The 19,137-nt window shown below is 74.4% G+C and carries 13 protein-coding genes; 8 read left to right on the forward strand and 5 right to left on the reverse strand.

The features are described 5' to 3' along the window. The 8 genes from ACGF5G_RS33055 to ACGF5G_RS33090 form a co-directional block, all read left to right on the forward strand. Positions 1-7,494: amino acid adenylation domain-containing protein (locus ACGF5G_RS33055; RefSeq protein ID WP_393270266.1), on the forward strand; the 7,494-nt coding region annotated here is incomplete at its 5' end. Positions 7,495-7,499: 5 nt separating this feature from the next. Continuing rightward, complete coding sequence (locus ACGF5G_RS33060) at positions 7,500-8,483, forward strand: ornithine carbamoyltransferase (protein ID WP_393270269.1); 984 nt, start codon at positions 7,500-7,502, stop codon at positions 8,481-8,483. Beyond that, a complete protein-coding gene (locus tag ACGF5G_RS33065; protein ID WP_393270271.1) occupies positions 8,450-9,856 on the forward strand; it encodes an MFS transporter in 1,407 nt (468 codons plus the stop codon). Before ACGF5G_RS33060 ends, ACGF5G_RS33065 begins: the two co-directional genes overlap by 34 nt. An 80-nt stretch (positions 9,857-9,936) precedes the next feature. Beyond that, a complete protein-coding gene (locus ACGF5G_RS33070) occupies positions 9,937-10,872 on the forward strand; it encodes a TauD/TfdA family dioxygenase (RefSeq protein WP_393270274.1) in 936 nt (311 codons plus the stop codon). Between the two features lie 92 nt (positions 10,873-10,964). Next, complete coding sequence (locus ACGF5G_RS33075) at positions 10,965-11,714, forward strand: thioesterase II family protein (protein WP_393270277.1); 750 nt, start codon at positions 10,965-10,967, stop codon at positions 11,712-11,714. Positions 11,715-11,857: 143 nt separating this feature from the next. Further along, on the forward strand, positions 11,858-12,451 hold the full coding sequence (locus ACGF5G_RS33080) for a hypothetical protein (protein WP_393270281.1): 594 nt from the start codon (positions 11,858-11,860) through the stop codon (positions 12,449-12,451). Positions 12,452-12,461: 10 nt separating this feature from the next. Next, positions 12,462-13,022, forward strand: coding sequence for a copper resistance protein CopC (locus ACGF5G_RS33085; protein WP_393270283.1), 561 nt, complete (start codon positions 12,462-12,464; stop codon positions 13,020-13,022). 257 nt (positions 13,023-13,279) lie between these two features. Further along, a complete protein-coding gene (locus tag ACGF5G_RS33090) occupies positions 13,280-13,852 on the forward strand; it encodes an SRPBCC family protein (protein WP_393270285.1) in 573 nt (190 codons plus the stop codon). A 40-nt stretch (positions 13,853-13,892) separates the two neighbouring features. Here the strand turns inward: ACGF5G_RS33090 and ACGF5G_RS33095 are convergent, their stop codons facing one another. The 5 genes from ACGF5G_RS33095 to ACGF5G_RS33115 form a co-directional block, all read right to left on the reverse strand. Continuing rightward, positions 13,893-15,257, reverse strand: a complete 1,365-nt coding sequence (locus ACGF5G_RS33095) for a cytochrome P450 (protein ID WP_393270287.1) — start codon at positions 15,255-15,257, stop codon at positions 13,893-13,895. Further along, on the reverse strand, positions 15,254-16,687 hold the full coding sequence (locus tag ACGF5G_RS33100; protein ID WP_393270289.1) for an NDP-hexose 2,3-dehydratase family protein: 1,434 nt from the start codon (positions 16,685-16,687) through the stop codon (positions 15,254-15,256). Before ACGF5G_RS33100 ends, ACGF5G_RS33095 begins: the two co-directional genes overlap by 4 nt. Positions 16,688-16,767: 80 nt before the next feature. Next, entirely contained in the window at positions 16,768-17,034 is a 267-nt protein-coding gene (locus ACGF5G_RS33105) for a MoaD/ThiS family protein (RefSeq protein ID WP_357458789.1), read from the reverse strand. Between the two features lie 2 nt (positions 17,035-17,036). Continuing rightward, positions 17,037-17,927, reverse strand: a complete 891-nt coding sequence (locus ACGF5G_RS33110) for a formylglycine-generating enzyme family protein (RefSeq protein ID WP_393270376.1) — start codon at positions 17,925-17,927, stop codon at positions 17,037-17,039. A gap of 115 nt (positions 17,928-18,042) precedes the next feature. Beyond that, positions 18,043-19,113, reverse strand: coding sequence for a methyltransferase (locus tag ACGF5G_RS33115; RefSeq protein WP_393270293.1), 1,071 nt, complete (start codon positions 19,111-19,113; stop codon positions 18,043-18,045). Between the last annotated feature and the right edge of the window lie 24 nt (positions 19,114-19,137).

Below are 19,137 nucleotides of genomic sequence, written 5' to 3' on the forward strand. Positions count from 1 at the left end.
GACCTCGGTGGTGACTCGATGTTGGCGGTGACGCTGGTCGGGACGTTGCGCGCGGCCGGCTATCCCACGAGCGTGCGGGACGTGTTCGCGCACCGTACGGTGCGCGGTCTGGCCGCGGCTCTCGGCGGTGCCGACGCGGTCGAGGCGTTCACTCCGGTGGCCCCGTTCGCCCTGGTCAGCGAGGCCGACCGGGCCGCCCTGCCGGCAGGCCTCACCGACGCCTACCCCGCGTCGCAGACCCAGCTCGGCATGCTGGTCGAACTGGCCACCAGCGGGGACCGGGCGGCCTACCACAGCGTCATCGCCCACCGGGTCAGCGACGGACGGCCGTTCTCGGCCGAGGCGCTGCGGGCCGCCGTCGCCACGGTCGTCGCCCGGCACGAGATCCTGCGTACCTCGTTCGACCTCACCGGCTACTCGGTGCCGATGCAGCTCGTGCACGTCGAGGTGACCCCGCAGGTGACCGTGGTGGACGGCCGGGACGTGCCGGCGGAACAGCAGGTGCGGCTCTTCGAGGAGTTCGTCGCGGCCGAGCGGGCCAACCGCTTCGACCTGGCCGCCGCGCCGCTGCTGCGGATCGCCGCGCACCGGGACACCGACGAGAGTTGGTGGCTGAGCTTCACCATCTGCCACGCGGTCACCGAGGGCTGGAGCACCGCGCAGCTGCGCGCCGAACTGCTCGCCGTCTACGCCGAGCTGGCCGACGGGCGGACCCCGGCCGAGGTCGAGCGTCCGCCGGTGCGGTACGCCGACTTCATCGCCGCCGAGCTGGCCTCGCTCGCCTCCGCCGAGGACCGGGACTACTGGCGGTCGACGGTGGACGGGAGCAGTCCGTTCGCCCTGCCGGCCGGCTGGGGTGAGCCCGGCGACCCGAAGGCGACCTCGACCACCGTCGAGTTCGCCGACCTGGACGAGGCCGTGGCGCGGTTCGCCTCCGACACCGGCGTGTCGGTCAAGGCGGTGCTGCACGCCGTGCACCTGAAGGTGCTCAGCCAGCTCACCACCGAGGAGAGCTTCTACACCGGCCTGGTCTGCGACGCCCGGCCCGAGCTGCTCGGCGCCGAGCGGGTGCAGGGCATGTACCTCAACACCCTCCCGTTCGGCTACCAGCGCACCGCCCGCACCTGGCGCGACCTGGTGACCGCGGTCTTCGACCGGGAGGTCGAGCTCTGGCCGCACCGGCGGTTCCCGCTGGCGGAGATCCAGCGTGGCAGCGGGCAGCGGCTGCTGCGGGTGCTCTTCAACTACCAGGACTTCACCCGGGCCGCGGAGGGCGTGACCGCGACGGGCAGCGAGCCGGTCGTCGTCGGCAGCGCCGGCGACGGCGCGACCGAGTTCGAGCTGTCGGTCTTCGCGCACCGGGGCAGCTACGAGCTCTCCAGCCGCAGCACCGTGCTCTCCCAGGCCAACCTGGACCGGCTGGCCGGCATGTACCGGGCGGTGCTGACGGCGATGGTCGGCGACCCCGCCGGCGACGCGCAGGCGGTCTGCCTGCCCGGCGGCGAGCGGGAACGGTTGCTCGGCGTGGTCGACACCGGCGTCGAGGAACCGGTGACCGGCACCGTGGCCGAGCGGTTCCAGGCCCGGGTGGCCGCGGCGCCCGACGCGGTGGCGGTGGTCGCCGGCTCCACCAGGTCGACGTACGCGCAGGTCAACGCGCGGGCCAACCGGCTCGCCGGGCACCTGCGGGCGGCCGGTGGCGGCCGGGGCACGGTGGTCGGTGTCTGCCTGGACCGGGGACCGGACCTGGTTCCCACCCTGCTCGGCGTCCTCAAGGCCGGCGCGGCGTACCTGCCGCTGGACCCGGCGCAGCCGGCCGAGCGGATCGCGTACCTGCTCGCCGACTCGGGAGCCCGGGTGGTGGTCGCCACCAGCGACCACGCCGGCGCGCTGGCCGGCTTCGACGGGGACCTGGTGCTGCTCGACCGCACCGACCTCGGCGGCTACCCGGAGACCGACCCGGTCCCGGTGAACGACGCCGACGACCCGGTCTACGTCATCTACACCTCCGGCTCGACCGGCCGCCCGAAGGGTGTCAGTGTCAGCCACGCCAACGTGCTGCGGCTGCTCGACAGCGCCCAGGAGCACTACGCCACCGACGAGACCGACGCCGTCGCGCTGTTCCACTCGTACGCCTTCGACGTCTCGGTCTGGGAGCTGTGGGGCGCGCTGCTGCACGGCAGCCGGCTGGTGGTGGTGCCCCGCGAGGTGGCCCGGGTGCCGGAAGACCTGCTCGACCTGCTGGTCGAGCAGGAAGTGACCCTGCTGGCCCAGACCCCGACGGCGTTCCGCGGCCTGGTCCGACTCGCCGCCGACGGCGACCCGCGGCTGCGGCGGCTGGCGCTGCGCGCGGTGGTCCTGGCCGGCGAACGGCTCGACTTCGCCGAGCTCACCCCGTGGGTCGACCGGCTGGGGCTGGCCCGGATCGCCCTGGTCAACATGTACGGGATCACCGAGACCACGGTCTACTCCACCTACCACCGCATCACCCGGGCCGACCTGGCCCCGGGCGTGGGCAGCCGGATCGGCCGCCCGCTGCCCGGCCTGCGGATGTACGTGCTCGACCAGCACGGGCACCCGACGCCGCTCGGCGTGCCCGGCGAGATCCACCTGGCCGGTCACGGCGTCGCCCGGGGCTACCTGAACCAGCCGGCGCTGACCGCCCAGCGGTTCCTGCCCGACCCGTACGGCCCCGCGGGCACCCGGATGTACCGCACGGGCGACCTGGGGACGCGGCTGCCCGACGGCAGCGTGGAGTTCCTCGGCCGGCTCGACGACCAGGTGAAGCTGCGCGGCTACCGGATCGAGCTGGGCGAGGTGGAGTCGGCGCTGGTCGCGCTGCCGCAGGTCGCCGAGGCGGTGGTCGTGTTGCGCGAGGACACCCCGGGCGACCCACGACTGGTCGGCTACCTGGTCGGCGCGCCCGGGCAGCGGCCGACGGCCGGTGAGCTGCGTCCCGCGCTGGCCCGGACGCTGCCGGAGTACATGATTCCGTCGGCCTTCGTGACGCTGGACCGGCTGCCCCACAACAACAGCGGCAAGCTGGACCGGCGGGCGCTGCCCGCGCCGGAGGCCGGCGGTCCCGGCGGTGGGCGGGACGCGGTCGGTCCGCGTACCGAGCTGGAGGCACGGGTCGCCGGGATCTGGGCGCAGGTGCTGGGCCTGCCGGCGGTGGGCGTCGAGGACGGCTTCTACGAGCTGGGCGGGCACTCGATCAAGGCGCTGGTGCTGGCCAGCACGCTGCGGGCGGCCGGCTTGGACGTGTCGGTCGCGGATGTCATCGACCTGCAGACCGTCGCCCGGCTCTGCGCCGCGCTGGCCCAGCGCACCGGGCCGGTGCACGTCGAGCGCCCCGTCCGGCCCTTCGAGCTGGTCTCCCCGCCGGACCGCGCCCTGCTGCCGGCCGGCCTCGCCGACGCGTACCCGCTGTCCCAGGTGCAGCTCGGCATGCTGCTCGAGATGCTGGCGGACAACGGCTGGAACCACTACCACAACGTGGCCTCCTTCCTCGTCGGCGAGGACGACCCGGTGGACCTGCCGACGCTGCGCGACGCGGTGGAGCAGGTGGTGAACCGGCACGAGGTGCTGCGCTCCTCGGTGGAGCCGACCGGATACTCGGTGCCGATGCAGCTGGTGCACCCCGCCGTGCGGGTGCCGGTGGCACTGCGCGACCTGCGCGGGCTCGGCGAGGACGACCGGCAGGCCGAGCTGCGCCGGCTGGTCGCGGTGGAGTACGAGTCGCCGTTCGACGTCGGGCAGGCGCCGATGTTGCGGTTCCTCGCGTGCCAGGAGACCGACCGGAGCTGGCGGCTGATGCTCACGATCTGCCACGTGATCGTCGAGGGCTGGAGCCTGCACGCGCTGGTCGTGGAGATCCTGGACCGCTACCGGACGCTGCGCGCCGGCGGCCGGCCGGAGCCGGAGCCGCTGCCGGAGGTGCGGTTCGCCGACTTCGTCGCCGCGGAACGCCGCGCCCTGGAGTCCCCGGCGGACCGGCAGCACTGGCAGGACCTGGTGGACCGGTATGCCAAGTTCACCTTCCCCGCCGCGTGGCGGCCCGTGTCGCCGCCGCAGGCGCGTACCGCCCACACCGTGCGGGTGCCGTTCCACGACCTGGAGCCGGGCCTGCGCGCGCTGGCCTCCGCCGCGCGGGTCTCGCTCAAGGCGGTGCTGCACGCGGCGCACCTGACGGTGCTCGGCCAGCTCACCGACGAGCCGCGGTTCTACAGCGGTCTGGTCTGCCACACCAGGCCGGACATGGCGGGCAGCGAGCGGGTCTACGCCATGTCGCTGAACACGCTGCCGTTCCCGCACGACCGCGACGCCACCAGCTGGATCGAGCTGGTACGCCGCACGCACGCCCGGGAGGTGGAGATGTGGCCGCACCGGCGGTACCCGGCGCCGGCGATCCGGCCGACAGTCGCCGGCACCCGCCTGGTCGATGTCTACTTCAGCTACCTCGACTTCGAGGAGGTGGTCGGCGAACGCGTCGAGGCCGGCCCCCGGTACGCCGCCGCCAGCTCGGAGTTCGCCCTGGCCGTCTCCGCGGTCGCCGGGCACCTGGCCCTCAGCAGCGACAGCGACCACCTGGACCGGGCCGAGGTCGAACGGATGGCCGCGATGTACCGGCTCGTCCTGGCGGCCATGGTGGCCGACCCGGACGGCGACCCCCGCGCGGTCCGGCTGCCCGAGCGGGAACGGCACGACGTGCTGGTGGGCTGGGCCGAGGCGGCCGACGAGGGCGCGGCGGAGCGGCCGGGGCTGGTGCCCGACCTGATCCAGGCGCGGGCCGCCGCCGCGGGCGACACGGAGGCGGTCGGTGGGCTGAGCCACGCCGGGCTCGACGCGGCGGCGAACCGGCTCGGCCGGCACCTGCGGGAGCGGGGCGTCGGGCCGGAGCGGGTGGTCGGGGTGCTGCTCGACCGGGGCGTCGACCTCGTCACCACGCTGCTCGGCATCTGGAAGGCGGGCGGGGCGTACCTGCCGCTCGACCCGTCCTACCCGGCCGCCCGGATCGCGTCCATGCTGGCCGACGCCGGCGTCACCGTGGTGGTCACCAGCACCGGCTACGCCGACCGGTTCCCCGACGTGGAGCGGGTGCTGGTCGACGCCGACGCGGAGCGGATCGCCGCCCACCCCGACGAGCGGCCCCCCGGCCGGACCGACCCGGACCAGCTCGCGTACGTGATCTTCACGTCCGGATCGACCGGACGGCCCAACGGCGTGCAGGTCAGCCACCGCAGCCTGGCCGGCTACCTCGACTGGGCGGTCCGCGAACTCGTCGCCGACCGGCCGGGCGGCGCGCCGCTGTTCTCCTCGGTCGCCTTCGACATGGTGGTGACCACCATCTGGGCGCCGCTGGTCGCCGGGGAGCGGCTGTGGCTGCTGCCGGCCGACGCCGGGCTGGACGAACTCGGCCCGCGGCTGGCCGAGGCCGGGCCGTTCAGTTTCGTCAAGCTCACCCCGAGCCACCTGGACCTGCTCGCCGGACAACTGACGCCCGAGCAGGCGGCGGCGCTGACCCCGGTGCTGGTGCTCGGCGGCGAGACGCTCACCCGGCGCACCTGCGCACGCTGGCAGGCGCTGGCGCCGCGGACCGTGCTGCTCAACGAGTACGGGCCGACCGAGGCGACCGTGGCGGTCAGCCGGCACCCGGTCACCGGGGCGCTGCCCGGGGACGTGGCGCCGGTCGGCCGGCCGCTCGGCGGGATGCGCACCTACGTGCTGGACGCGCGGCTGCACCCCGTGCCGGTCGGCGCGGTCGGCGAGGTCTACCTCGGCGGGCCGGGCCTGGCCCGGGGGTACGCCGGCCGGCCCGACCTGACCGCCGACCGGTTCGTGCCCGACCCGTACGGGCCGGCGGGTTCTCGGCTGTACCGCACCGGCGACCGTGGTCGCTGGCTGCCGGACGGGCAGCTCGACCTGCTCGGCCGGGTCGACGACCAGGTGAAGATCCGTGGGCACCGGGTGGAGCCGGGCGAGATCCGCGCGGTGCTCGTCGCGCACCCCGCCGTCCGCGACGCGGTGGTGACCGCCCGACCGGCCCCCGGCGGCGGGAACCAACTGGTCGCGTACCACGTGGGCGAGGCGGACGACCTGGCCGGGCACTGTGCCCGGCGGCTGCCCGCCGCGCTGGTCCCGGCGGCCTTCGTCCCGGTCGACGCCATCCCGCTGAACCCCAACGGCAAGGTGGACCTGCGGGCGCTGCCGGCCGTGCCGCTGCGCGCCTCGGTGGACCACGTCCCGCCGCAGGGCCCGACCGAGCAGGCCCTCGCCGGGATCTGGGCCGACGTGCTCGGCGTCGAGGGGATCGGCCGGCACGACCGGTTCTTCGCCCTCGGCGGGCACTCCCTGCTGGTGGTGCCCGTGGTCACCGCCGCCCGGCAGGCCGGCATCCCGCTGACCCTGCAACAGGCCATGCTGGACCGGCCGTTGGCCGACCTGGCCGCCGCCCTGCCGGTGGACCGGCCGTCGGTCCGTGCCCGCGCGGTGGCGCCGCCGCTGGCGCCGGCGCTCGCCCGGCACCGGGTGCCCGGCGCGTCGCTGGCCCTGCTCGCCGACGGCGAGCTGGTCGAGGCGCGGGCGTACGGGCTCCGGGCCGACGGCGGCGAGGCGGTGACGCCGGAGACGGTGTTCCAGGTCGGCTCGGTCAGCAAGCACGTCACGGCGGTGGGCGTCCTGGCGCTGGTGCGCCAGGGGCACCTCGACCTCGACACCGACGTGAACGGCTACCTGAAGTCCTGGCAGGTGCCCGGCGACCGGCCGGTGACCCTGCGGCACCTGCTCGGGCACAGCGCCGGGCTGAGCCCGACCGGCAGCACCGGCCATCCGCGCGGCGGCCCGGTGCCCACCCCGCTGGACCTGCTGCGGGGCGAGGCCGGCGCCACCCACCCGCCGGTGCGGGTGACCCGGGAGCCGGGCACGGCCACCGAGGAACGCAACAGCCACTACGTGGTCGTCCAGCAGCTCCTCGAGGACGTGACCGGCACCCCGTTCGCCGCGCTCCTGGCGGAACTGGTCCTCGACCCGCTGGGCATGACCGGCAGCGGGTTCGACCAGGACTTCCCGCTGCGCTGCGGGCGGCCCGTGGCGCTCGGCCACGACCGGTCGGGCCAACCGGTCGACGGCGGCTGGCAGGTGCGGGCCGACCCGGCCGCGGCCGGGCTCTGGACCACCGCGACGGACCTCGCCCGGCTCCAGCGGGAGCTGCACCTCGCCCACCGCGGCGGCCGAGCCGTCCTGCTGGATCCCGGACTGACCCGCGAGATGGTCGCCCCCGGCGTGGGCGGGGTGTGGGGGCTCGGCTGCGCGGTCGACCACCTCGACGCCGCCGAGGTGGAGGTCACCCACCGCGGCACGTCGACCGGGTACCGGGCGATCACCGTCGGCCGGATGCACGCCGGCAGTGGAGTCGTGCTGTTGACCAACGGTGACGCGGGCGACGAGGTCATCGCCCGGCTCGCCGACACCACCGAGGGATCGGAGACCCAGTGAGCACGATGACCGCACCGACCGGCGCCGGCCGTGGCGCGGAGCCGCCGGTCGGACGACGCAGCCGACACCTGGTGTCGATCAGCGACCTGTCCGACGAGGACCTGTACTCGGTCGTCGCCCGGGGAGCGAGGTTCGCCGTCGGGGAGTGCGACGCCCCGCTCGCCGGGCGGGTGGTCGGGGCGTACTTCCTCAAGACCTCGACCCGGACCCGGACCGCCTTCACCGCGGCGGCCCTGCGGCTCGGCGCGGGCGTGATCCAGTACGGGCCCCAGGACCTGCAGACGAACACCGGGGAGACCAGCGCGGACACCGGCCGGGTGCTGTCGGGCATGCTCGACGTGCTGGTGGCGCGTACCGCCGGCGACCCGGCCGAGCTGCGCGCCTGGGCAGCCCAGGACCGGATGTCGGTGGTCAACGCGATGAGCGCCGAGGAGCATCCCACCCAGGCGCTGACGGACCTGACCACGCTGCTGCGGCAGTTCGGCCGGATCGAGCGGCTGCGCCTGCTCTACGTGGGGGAGGCCAACAACACGGCCACCGCGCTCGCCCTGGCGATCACCCGGTTCCCGGGGGTGGAGCTGGAACTGCGCACCCCGCCCGGGTACGCCCTGCCGGCGCAGGTCCTGGACACCGCGACCCGGCAGGCTCGGGCCTGCGGGGCGAGCATCGTCGAGCGGCACCACATGTCCGACCTGCCCGGTGACCTCGACGCCATCTACACCACCCGCTGGCAGACCACCGGCACCAGCAAGCCGGACCCGCACTGGCGCCGGGTCTTCGCCCCGTTCCGCGTGGAGCAGGACCTCTGGCGGCGCAGCCCGAACGCGGTGTTCCTGCACGACCTGCCGGCGCACCGCGGCGAGGAGGTGACCGCCGAGGTGCTCGACGGGCCCGCCAGCATCGCCTTCCAGCAGGCGGAGAACAAGCTCTACAGCGCGATGGCGGTGCTCGACTGGTGCCAGGCCCCGGCGGGCGGGCCGGCACGGTGACGGCGCCCGAGAAGCCGGGCGCCGCCGCCGGCCGGCAGCGCGCGTCGCTGACCGGCAACCGGGACTTCCTGCTGCTCTGGGTCGGCTCGGGGGTCTCCGCGCTCGGCTCCCGGGCCACCTCGATCGGCTACACCCTGCTGGTCTTCTGGTCGACCGGGTCGGCCACCGCGGCCAGCCTGGTCACCTTCGCCGCGCTGCTGCCGAACCTGGTCGCCCAACTGCCGGCCGGCGCGCTGGTCGACCGGTGGAACCGGCGTACGACGATGCTGGTCTGCACCACCGGCCGGGTCGTCGGGGTCGGCAGCGTGGCGGCGGCGGTGCTGCTCGACGCGGTGTGGCTGCCGCACCTGATGGTGGTCGCGTTCGTCGAGGCCACCCTCGGCATCTGCTACACGCTGGCGGAACGGGCGGCGGTGTGCAGCGTGGTGGGGGCCGACCGGCTCGGCGCGGCGATGGCGGCCAACGAGTCGCGGGCCAACGCGGCCAGCATCCTCGGTCAACCGACGGGCACCCTGCTCTACTCCGCGGCCCGGTTCGCGCCGTTCCTCTTCGCCACCGTGGCGCACCTGGTATCGCTGGTCACCCTGCTGTTCGTCCGGCGGGACCTGCGGGCGCCCCGGTCGGCGGCGGACCGGGCGGGCGGGCTGCTGGCGCAGATCAGGGAGGGCTTCGACTTCGTCTGGGGCATGGTCTACCTGCGCCGGGCGCTGTGCCTCTTCGCGGCCAGCAACATCCTGTTCCAGATCCTCGGCCTCGGCCTGGTGGTGCTGGTCAAGGAGCGCGGCGGCGCGCCGTCCACGGTCGGCCTGCTGCTGGTGGTCAACAGCGTCTTCGGCATGGTGGGCGCGATGACCAGCAACGCGTATCTGCGCCGCTGGGGCATCCGGCGGATGATGATCGGCATCAACGTGGCCTGGGCGGTGCTGATGCCGCTGCTGGTGGTGGCGCCCGGACTGGTCGCGGTCAGCGCGATCCTCGCCCTGGTCAACTACGGGGCCGGGATCGGCAACGTGGCCGGGATGCTCTACCTGGTCAAGACGGCCCCCGACGAGCTGCGCGGCCGCGCCGGCTCGATCTTCACGCTGCTCGCCTCGGGCGCCAACTCCGCCGGCGCGCTGCTCGCGGGCTTCCTGTTGGACGCCGTACGCATCGAGGTGGCGCTGGCGGTCGTCGGCGCGTCGATGGTGGTGATCGCGGTGTTCGCGGTGCTCGCCTTCGGCACCCGGGCCGCCGCCGAGGCGGAACGGGCCGAGGCAGCGGCCGAGCGGGCGGAAGCGGAACGGGCCGAGGCGGACCGCGCGGCGGCCCGGGGGGCCGAGCCGGAGCGGGCGGCGGCCGGGCCGGCCGGGACCGGCCCGCGCGCGGCCGGCTGACCCCGCGATATCGAGGAAATATGGCTGCTGCCGCCAAGCTCGCGGCAGTGGACCGACCTTCGCGTGGAGGAGACCTTCCGATGACCGAGCACGGCACCTGGCAGCCGTACGAGATCACGCCCACCAGCGCCGGCTGCGCACCCACCGTCGACGGGCTGGTCGGCCAGCTGCGCGAGCTGGACCTGGCGGCGCTGCTCACCGCCGAGAAGGCGCTGGTGTTCCGGGGCTTCGGCGTCGAGCCGGGCACCCTGGACCAGGTGATGGACCTGCTACTGCCGAACCGGCTGGCCTACGTGCACGGCAACTCACCCCGGACCAAGGTCGGCCGCAACGTCTACACCTCGACGGAGTACCCGGCGCAGTACACCATCTCCATGCACAACGAGCTGTCGTACGCCGCGCACTGGCCGGCCCGGCTGCTCTTCTACTGTGAGATCGCCGCCCGCACCGGCGGCGCCACCCCGGTGGTCGACGCCCGGCTCTGGCTGGAATCCCTCGACCCGGAGGTCCGCGCCGCCTTCGCCGGTGGGGTGTGCTACCGGCAGAACCTGCACGACGGCCTGGGGCTGGGCAAGAGCTGGCAGCAGACCTTCGAGACCGAGGACCGCGCGGTGGTCGAGGAGTTCCTCGCCGGGACCGGGGCGACCTGGAAGTGGACCGCCGACGGCCTGCGGGTCAGCCAGGTGCGCCCGGCGACCACGCGGCACCCGGTGACCGGGGTGGAGGTCTGGTTCAACCAGACCGACCAGTGGCACCCGGCGGGCCTGGACGACGAGGTGGCCCGGGTGATGACCCAGGTGATGACGCAGGACGAGCTGCCCCAGTCGGTCACCTTCGCCGACGGCAGCCCGATCCCCGAGGAATACGTGTTCCAGATCCGCGACCGCGGGCTGGACGCCGCGATCGACGTCGACTGGCGGGTCGGCGACCTGCTGCTGATCGACAACGTGCTGGTGGCGCACGGCCGGCGGCCCTACACCGGGGACCGCCGCATCCTGGTGGCGATGTCGGACTGACCGGCCGGCACGGCCTGTCCGCGCGGCGTGGTCACCGCCGGACAGGCCGGCGCGGGTCGAGCCGGCCTTCGGCCGGGGGAGAGGGGGTACGCATGGGCGCGGCCGGTGCGCGCGGCCGGTGGCTGCGGGTCTTCCGCCGGGTCGAGCAGTCCGACCTGCGGCTGGTCTGCTTCCCGCACGCCGGGGGGAACGCGAACGTGTTCCAGCCCTGGGCGCGGCTGCTGGACGGCGCCACCGACCTGCTGGCGGTCTGCTACCCGGGCCGGCAGGACCGGCTGCTGGAGCCGTGCGTCGACGACATGGACGTGCTCGCCGACCGGATCATCGAGGTGCTCCTGCCGTACCTGGACCGGCCGCTGGCGTTCTTCGGTCACAGCATGGGCGCGTCGGTGGCGTACGAGGTCGCCTGGCGGCTGGAGTCCCGCCACGGCTTCGCCCCGAGCATGCTGTTCGTCTCGGGCCACGGCGCGCCGCACGTCAGCCGGGTCGAGCTGGATCCGGACCTGGCCGACGACGAGTACCTGCTGGGCCGGATCGGCGCACTCGGCGAGGTCGACCCGGTGCTGCTGCGGTCACCGAAGCTGCGCGAGCTGATCATGCCCGCGCTCCGGGCGGACCTGCGGATGCTCTACCGGTACCTGCCCCGGGATCCGGAGAAGGTGCGCACCCCGATCACCGCCTACCTGGGCACCGACGACCCGACCTGCACCACCGCGACGGTGAACGCCTGGGCCGAGCTGACCACCGGCGGCTTCGCGCTGGAGACCTTCCCCGGCGACCACTTCTACCTGGTGCCGGAGCAGGAACGCCTGCTCGCCGCGGTGACCGCGCGGCTGCGCTGACGGTCCGCCCCCGCCGGATCCCGGCCCGATCCACGACGCCCCCGCCTCTGCCGGCGTACTCAGCGCAAGCTCAGAGTCACGCTGCGGTCGTCACGCCTCTAGCGTTGGGGGGGACACCTTCCGGTGTGGAGTCTGGAGGATCCATGGCAACCGCTGCGAGCAACGCGTCGCCCGGCCTGGTGGCGTCACTCAACGGCAGGTTCCACCGCACGGCGCTCACCCTGTACATGGCGGTGGTCGTCGCGCACTGGGCGGAGCACCTGGTGCAGGCGTACCAGATCTGGGTGCTCGGCTGGCCGCGGCCGGAGGCGCGCGGCGTGCTGGGGATGCCGTTCCCCTGGCTGGTCAGTTCCGAGTGGATGCACTACGGCTACGCCATCGTGATGCTGATCGGCCTGTTCCTGTTGCGGTCCGGGTTCACCGGCCGCTCCCGGGCCTGGTGGATGGTGGCCCTGGCCCTGCAGTTCTGGCACCACGTCGAGCACGCGCTGCTGCTCGTGCAGGCCCAGAGCGCCTTCCGGCTGCCGGGCGCGGCCGAGCCGACCAGCCTGCTCCAGTTGATCGTGCCCCGGGTGGAGCTGCACCTGTTCTACAACTCGGTGGTCTTCCTCCCGATGCTGATCGCCATGTACCTGCACCTGCGCCCGAACGCCGCGGAGCGGGCCGCCGCGACGTGCTCCTGCGTGCACCGGGCCGGTGCGCCGACGTGGCGCCAGCCCGTGGCCGCCACCGACTGACCCGGCCGTCATGTCGAGCACGAGACGGATCTACGCCGGCGCCGCCCTCACCGTGGCGGCGCTGGTGGCCGTCCTCGCCCTCGCCGGCCGGATCGACTCGCCGTCCACCGCCGCGTCGAGGGTCGAGGTGGTCTCGCTCGAGCCGGCCGACGGCGCCGTCCTGTCGGGCGCGCCGGCCGCGGTGCGGATCCGGGTCGACGGCCGGCCGGTCCTCGCCGGATCCCACATCTCCGTCTACGACGCGGACCGGTCCCTGCTCAACCAGGGGGTGCTGACGGCCGCCGGTCGCGACGGCCTGGCCCAGGCGGTGCGGGTCACCGGGTCCGGTGAGGTCGCCGTCGCGTACCACGTGGTCACCGACGACGGCCGGGACGCCTCCGGCATCGCCCGGTTCACGGTGGGCGCGGCGGGCGGGGCGGCGGCCCCGCAGCCGGAGCCCCCGGCGCCGGCCCATGCCCACGGGGTCGACCCGGTCGGCGCCGCCCTGCTCGCCGTCGACGGCCTCGCGCTCCTCGCCGTGCTCGTGCTGCTGGCGCGGCGCCGCTCCCGCGTCGACCGCGACGTCGCCTGATCCCGCGACCCCGTTCCAACCCGCCCGCCCGGCGCACCCGCTCGGGCCGGGCGGGTGCTTGTCGTGCGGGGTAGCGCCTCGTCGACCACCATGCGGTCGTGCCGCCTCCGCGTGCCCCGATCGGGTGGTGTGCGCACGACGCGCCCCCCTGTGGGGGCACAAATCGGACGTTAGGTAAGTCATGGCTGCTAAAGTCCTCGGCGTGCGGGCCCGACCGGCTCCGTTGGCACCACGCACCAGCAGGAAGGCCATGTGGCATGAACAAGACGTCCGACGTCGTCAGGGACACCGAGCGCGAGCTGCGCGATCACCCCAGCGGCATGAACGCCCTGGTGGTCCGGCGCAGCTACGACGCCTCACCGGAGGAGCTGTGGGACGCCATCACCGATCCCGAGCGCCTGGTGCGCTGGTTCCTGCCGATCTCCGGTGACCTGCGGGTCGGCGGGCGCTTCCAACTGGAGGGCAACGCCAGCGGCGAGATCCTGCGGTGCGAGCGGCCGAACACGATCGGCCTGACCTGGGAGTCGAGTGACGGCAGCAGCGAGGTCGAGCTGCGGCTCACGCCGGCGGGGGACGCCACCGTCCTGGAGCTGGAGCACGCGCCGGTGCCGGCCGAGATCATCCCCAACGCGGCGCCGGGGGCGTGGGGCATCGGCGCCGGCTGGGAGATGAGCCTGGTCGCGCTGGACGACTACCTCGCCGGCACGCTGCCCGAGGGCCGCGCGGTCGACTGGATCGCCACGGCGGGTCCCGAGGACATGGCGGCCGCGTCCGAGTCGGCCGAGCGGATCAGCCAGGCGTGGACGACGGTGATCGCCCAGCGACGCTGACCCCGGGCGCGGTCCCACCCCGGGCCGTGGGTGCGTCGACTCACCAGGCGACCGGCAGCGCGTACAGGCCGAAGATGTTGCCGTCCTCCTTGAGCGGCAGGTCGTCCACGTCCACGGTCAGCCGCAGCCCGGGCAGCCGCCGGACCAGCCGGCGCAGCGCGACGTCCAGTTCCAGCCGGGCCAGGTGCTGGCCGGGGCAGATGTGGCGTCCGTAGCCGAAGGCAAGGTGGTGGCGGGCGTCGCGGTCCGGGTCGAACTCGTCCGGGCGGTCGAACGCCGCCGGGTCCCGGTTCGCGGCCTGGCCCAGCGCCACGACCCCGTCCCCGGCCCGGATGGTCACCCCACCGATCGTCACGTCGGCGGTGGCGGTGCGCGCGGTCGCCGCCTCGACGACGGTGAAGTACCGCAGCAACTCCTCGACGGCGGCGGGGAACCGGCCCGGCTCGGCGCGCAGGCGGGCGAGCCGCTCCGGATGGGTCAACAGGGCCAGCACGCTCAGTGAGATCATGTTCGACGTCGTGACGTGCCCGGCGACGAGCAGCACGAAGGCCATGCTCACCACGGCCTCGTGGTCCGGCTCGCCGGCCGCGCGCTGCGCGGCGAGCAGCCGGCTGAGCACGTCGTCACCGGGGTGCCGCTCCTTGTCGGTCACCACGCCGTCGAGGAGGTCGCGGATCTCGCGGGCGCACCGGGCCCGCTCGTCCGCGGGCGCGCCGCGACTCAGCATCCGGGTGGACCGGCGTTCGAAGAACGCGTGTTCACCGTACGGCACGCCGAGCATCTCGCAGATCACCCGCGACGGCACCGGATAGCTGAACGACGGCACCAGGTCGGCGCTCGACCGCCCGGCCGTCATGGCGTCGAGGTGCTCGTCCACCACCCGCTCGACCAGCGGCCGCAGCTGGCGCACCCGCCGCGCGGCGAACTCGTCGACGATCTGGCGGCGGGCCGCGGTGTGCTCCGGCGGGTCCATCCAGTTCAGCGGGGGGCGGAAGTTCTCGAACGAGGCCTGCCGCTGGCTCTCCGTGGTCGGCGCGAACCGCGGGAAACCGGCCCGGCGCCGGTCCGCGCTCATCCGCGGGTCGCCGAGCACCTGCTTGACGTCGGCGTACCGGGACACCACCCAGGCCGTGTTGCCGCCGAGCATGGGCAGCCGGGCGACCGGCTGTTCGGCCCGCAGCCGGGCGTACTCGGCCGGCGGGCCGAACGGGCACCGGCGAGGCAGCGGAAACGCATCGATCCCGGCCGCGCTCCCGGCTCCGGCCGGCCCGGCCGCCACAGCCGGCCCGGCCGCCGCCTGCTCGGGCGTGACCGCCTGCTCGGGCGTGACCGGCGGTCCGGGCGTGACCGCCGGCCCGGGTGGGACCGGCCGGCCGCCGTCGGGCCGGTCGTCGCGCCCGGTCATCGCAGCGCCCGCAGGCAGAGCAGGAGGCTGCGCGCCTCGATGTTGACCTGGTAGCTGAAGGCCGCCACGGCGGTCAGCTGGCCCAGGGTCAGCCAGGTGTAGTCCGGCGGCGTCGCGGTGGGGAAGTCCGGGCCGACCTCCACCACCATGTGCCGGGTCACCGCGTGGTGGAACCGCCCGCCCTCCTCCGACTGCAGCACGTCGTAGTGCACGCGTACCTCGTCGGAGAGGACCAGGTCGAGGTACTCCGGGCGGCCGTCCCAGGCCGGGCCGGTGAAGTTGTCCGGGGTGCACTGCACGGTCGGCCCCAGCTCGACGGTGTCCCGGTAGCCGGGCCGCAGATCGGCGTGGGTGAGCGCGTGCAGCACGCCGTCGATGCGTCGGACGACGAACGCCACCAGACCCGTCCCGCACGGCGCCAGCAACGGCTGGCACCACTGCGCCACCTCCCGGTTGCTGGCCCGCACCCGCCGGCCGACGATGCGGAAGAACCGGCCGGAGCGGTGGCGGATCTCGTCGTCGGTGCGGTACCAGTCCCGCACCTCGCGCAGCGGGACCTGCCGGGTCGTCAGGGTGGGACCGGCCTTGTTGGCGGTCAGCCAGTTGCGGACCTCGAGCAGCGGCTGCCACGCGCCGTCGGTCAGCGAGGACTCCGCCACCGCGGCGCCGATCGTCCCGGCGTCGGCGGCGTCGTCGCGGGCGACGGCGTGTCCCGGCAGGCAGGACAGCACGGTACGGGCGTCCATGTTGATCAGGTGCGGCCGGTGCAGCAGGTCGTGGATCTGGCCGAGGGTCAGCCACACGAAGTCCTCGTGCGGTGCCACCTCGTCGGCGACCTCGACGATGATGTTCCGGTTGCGCTTGCCCCGGAACCAGGAGCCCTGCTCCGACTGGAGCACGTCCACGAGGACCCGGCCGCGCCCCGGTTCCAGGAAGTACTCCACGTAGCGGGACCGGGCGCCGCGGTGCGTGCGCTGGTAGTTGCTCGGGGTGGACTGCACGGTGGGGGAGAACTGGACGCCGTTGACGTTGCCCGGCTCCATCTTGGCCTGCATGAGGAAGTGCAGCACCCCGTCGATCTCCCGGGCCAGGATGCCGAGAATTGCCCGGTCGGGCTGGTGGATGATCGGCTGCCACCACTCGCCGACCGGCCCGCGGTCGGTCCGCACGTGCAGGCCCTCGACGCTGAAGAACCGGCCGCTCTCGTGCACCAGGTCGCCGGAGTCGGGCGCGAAGTGCCAGCCGGTCAGGTCGGCGAACGGCACCTCGGTGACCTCGAACGGGTTCGCCCGCTGTCGCTGCGCGAGCCAGGCCGCCAGCCGGCCGGCCGGGCGGGGGCGGTGCCGGGCCGACCGGGCCAGCCGGCGAGCGAGGTCGTCACGGTCGGCCCGCCCGGGGCCGGGTCGGGCGTCGGTGTGCGGCAGGAGCATGCTTCCTCCCTGACGGGGACGCGCTCGGCGGGACGCCGGTGGCCGGACGCCGGGTCGGGACCGGGCGTCCGACCGGTGGGTCAGCCCCCGGCCAGCGGCGGGACGATGGCGACCGTGCTGTCGGACCGGGCGGTCACCCGGGACCGGTCCGCCTTCTCGACGAGGTCCCCGTCGAGGTAGACGTTGTAGTAGGTCAGCGGCTCGCCCGTGTCGTCGAGCAGCCGGCGGCGGTAGACGGGGTACGTCTCGACGAACTCCCTGATGACGTCCCGCACGGTGCCCTCGCGGCACTCGAAACTCTTCTGCCCCCGGTGGGCCCAGCCGGCCGACAGCAACACCGTGACCATCGCTACCTCCCGTTGTCGTCGACGTCGGGGACCGCCGTGACGTCACGCGCACAACGGAAGCCGAGAGCGAAGTTGGACCATCCGGTCGGGTCCCCGTACAACCGTTCCGCGCACCGCACCTGGTAGCGGAAGTTCATCCAGGAGCCGCCCCGGACCACCCGGAAACGCCCCATCACCAGGTGGATCGTCGGGTCGCACCGGGTGGTGGGCGAGTAGAGGTGCGCCACCGTGGACGTCCACTCGTAGACGTTGCCGGTCATGTCGGCGCACCCGTCGACACTGTCGCCGCGCGGGGAGAACGCGCCGACCGGCGTGGTCTGCGGCATCGGCCCCTGCGCGGCGTGGATGGCCCCCCACCAGGTCCGCCAGGCGTCCAGGTCGCCGAGCGCCCCGGCCGTGTGCTCGGCGGTGTTGGCGTTCCGGCTGTCCCAGGTGTCGCCCCAGGGCCAGAGCCGGTACGACGGGCCGGTGGCGGCCCGCTCCCACTCCGGCTCGGTGGGCAACCGCCGGCCCACCCAGCGCGCGTACGCCTCGGCGTCGGCGAAGGAGATGTGCACCACGGGGTGGTCGTCGCGGTTGCGGACGCCGCTGCCGTACCCGGCCGGGCGGTGCCAGCAGGCGCCCTCGCGGATCTCCCAGTACTGATCGCCGTAGACCATGCTGCCGCCGGCCCGTTCGGCGGACGTGACGTAGCCGGTGCGGGAGACGAAGGCGGCGAACTGGGCGACGGTCACCTGGTGCCGGTCGATGAGGTAGTCGGGCAGGGTGACCGGCACCTGCGGTGTCTCGTCGGTGAACCAGTCCCGGGGGAACGCCTGGCCCTCGCTCTCCAGCCAGTCCAGCGTCCGCTCGGGCGAGCCCTGGAGGAAGGTCCCGCCGGGGATCCGGACCATGTCCTCGGGGGTCGCCTCCGGCGCGGGCCGGGCGGCGTCGGGGCCGAGGCGGGGGTCGGTCGGCCGCCGGACGCCGTCCAGGTCGGCCAGGCCGTCGCCGATGCGCGCCATCGCCTCAGCTCCCGCCCGGCCCGCCGGCGGGGGTCGGCGCCGCCTCCAGGATGCCGATGACGCTCGGCGCCGGGCAGGGCGTGACGGACTCCAGCCGGAAGCCGGCCGCCCGCAGCAGCTCGCGGAACTCCGCGATGGTGCGCTCGCGGCCGCCGTGACAGACCATCATGTTCAGGTCGTTCATGACCACCTGCGCGACGCTCGGCGCCGTCGTGACGGTCGTCGGCATCAGCGACTCGATGAGCACCACCCGGCTGTCGGGCCGTACCGCCCGGCGGACGGTCCGCAGCACCTCGACGCACTGCCCGTCGTCCCAGTCGTGCAGCACGCTCTTGAGCACGTAGGCGTCCGCGCCCGGCGGCACCGAGACGAAGAAGTCACCGGCCTCCACCCGGCACCGGTCGGCCACGCCCTGCTCGGCGATGGTGCGCGCCGCGTCGGCCACGCCGTCGGGGGTGTCGAAGACCGTGCCGCGCAGGTGCGGGTGCGCCGCGAGCACCCCGGCGAGCAGGGCGCCGCTGCCGCCGCCCACGTCCACCACCGTGCGCAGGTCGCCGAAGTCGTACGCCGACAGCAGCGTGGGTACGAAGGCCCGTGAGCCCTCGGCCATGGCCGCGTTGAACGCCGCCTGCCGCTGCGGGTCCGCCATCAGGTGGTCGAAGCAGCTCTGGCCGTGCACGTGGTCCCACGCCACCTCACCGGTGCGTACGCTGTGCTCGAGGTGCCCCCACGCGGCCCAGCTCTCCGGCCCGGACAGCAGCAGCACCAGCTCCCGCATCGACCCGGTCACGTCCGCCCGCAGCACCTCGCCCTGCTCGGTCAGGGCGAAGGTGCCCGGTGCGGGCTCGTCGAGCACCTCCAGGAAGACCAGCGCCCGCAGCAGCCGGCGCAGCGATGGGGCGTCCGCGCCGGTGGCCGTCGCGAGGTCGACGACGTCCCGCGCGCCGTCGGCGAGCAGGTCCGGTATCCGCAGCCGGACCGCCACGTGCAGCGTCTGCGCCGTGAAGAACCCGTAGACCAGCTGTTGCATCCGGTGCCGCAGCCCGGGCCGGGCGTCGGTCGTGGTGAGTTCCATGGGCTCCTCCGGTTCGGCGCGGCC

Source organism: Micromonospora sp. NPDC047730 (assembly GCF_043204765.1).
Lineage (GTDB): Bacteria > Actinomycetota > Actinomycetes > Mycobacteriales > Micromonosporaceae > Micromonospora.

Bases quoted from the DNA above. Each gene is read 5' to 3' on its own strand.
- ACGF5G_RS33095 (WP_393270287.1), bottom strand. From the start codon at position 15,257: ATGACCGGGCGCGACGACCGGCCCGACGGCGGCCGGCCGGTCCCACCC.
- ACGF5G_RS33060 (WP_393270269.1), top strand. From the start codon at position 7,500: ATGACCGCACCGACCGGCGCCGGCCGTGGCGCGGAGCCGCCGGTCGGA.
- ACGF5G_RS33090 (WP_393270285.1), top strand. From the start codon at position 13,280: ATGAACAAGACGTCCGACGTCGTCAGGGACACCGAGCGCGAGCTGCGC.
- ACGF5G_RS33080 (WP_393270281.1), top strand. From the start codon at position 11,858: ATGGCAACCGCTGCGAGCAACGCGTCGCCCGGCCTGGTGGCGTCACTC.
- ACGF5G_RS33070 (WP_393270274.1), top strand. From the start codon at position 9,937: ATGACCGAGCACGGCACCTGGCAGCCGTACGAGATCACGCCCACCAGC.
- ACGF5G_RS33115 (WP_393270293.1), bottom strand. From the start codon at position 19,113: ATGGAACTCACCACGACCGACGCCCGGCCCGGGCTGCGGCACCGGATG.
- ACGF5G_RS33085 (WP_393270283.1), top strand. From the start codon at position 12,462: ATGTCGAGCACGAGACGGATCTACGCCGGCGCCGCCCTCACCGTGGCG.
- ACGF5G_RS33110 (WP_393270376.1), bottom strand. From the start codon at position 17,927: ATGGTCCGGATCCCCGGCGGGACCTTCCTCCAGGGCTCGCCCGAGCGG.
- ACGF5G_RS33105 (WP_357458789.1), bottom strand. From the start codon at position 17,034: ATGGTCACGGTGTTGCTGTCGGCCGGCTGGGCCCACCGGGGGCAGAAG.
- ACGF5G_RS33100 (WP_393270289.1), bottom strand. From the start codon at position 16,687: ATGCTCCTGCCGCACACCGACGCCCGACCCGGCCCCGGGCGGGCCGAC.
- ACGF5G_RS33075 (WP_393270277.1), top strand. From the start codon at position 10,965: ATGGGCGCGGCCGGTGCGCGCGGCCGGTGGCTGCGGGTCTTCCGCCGG.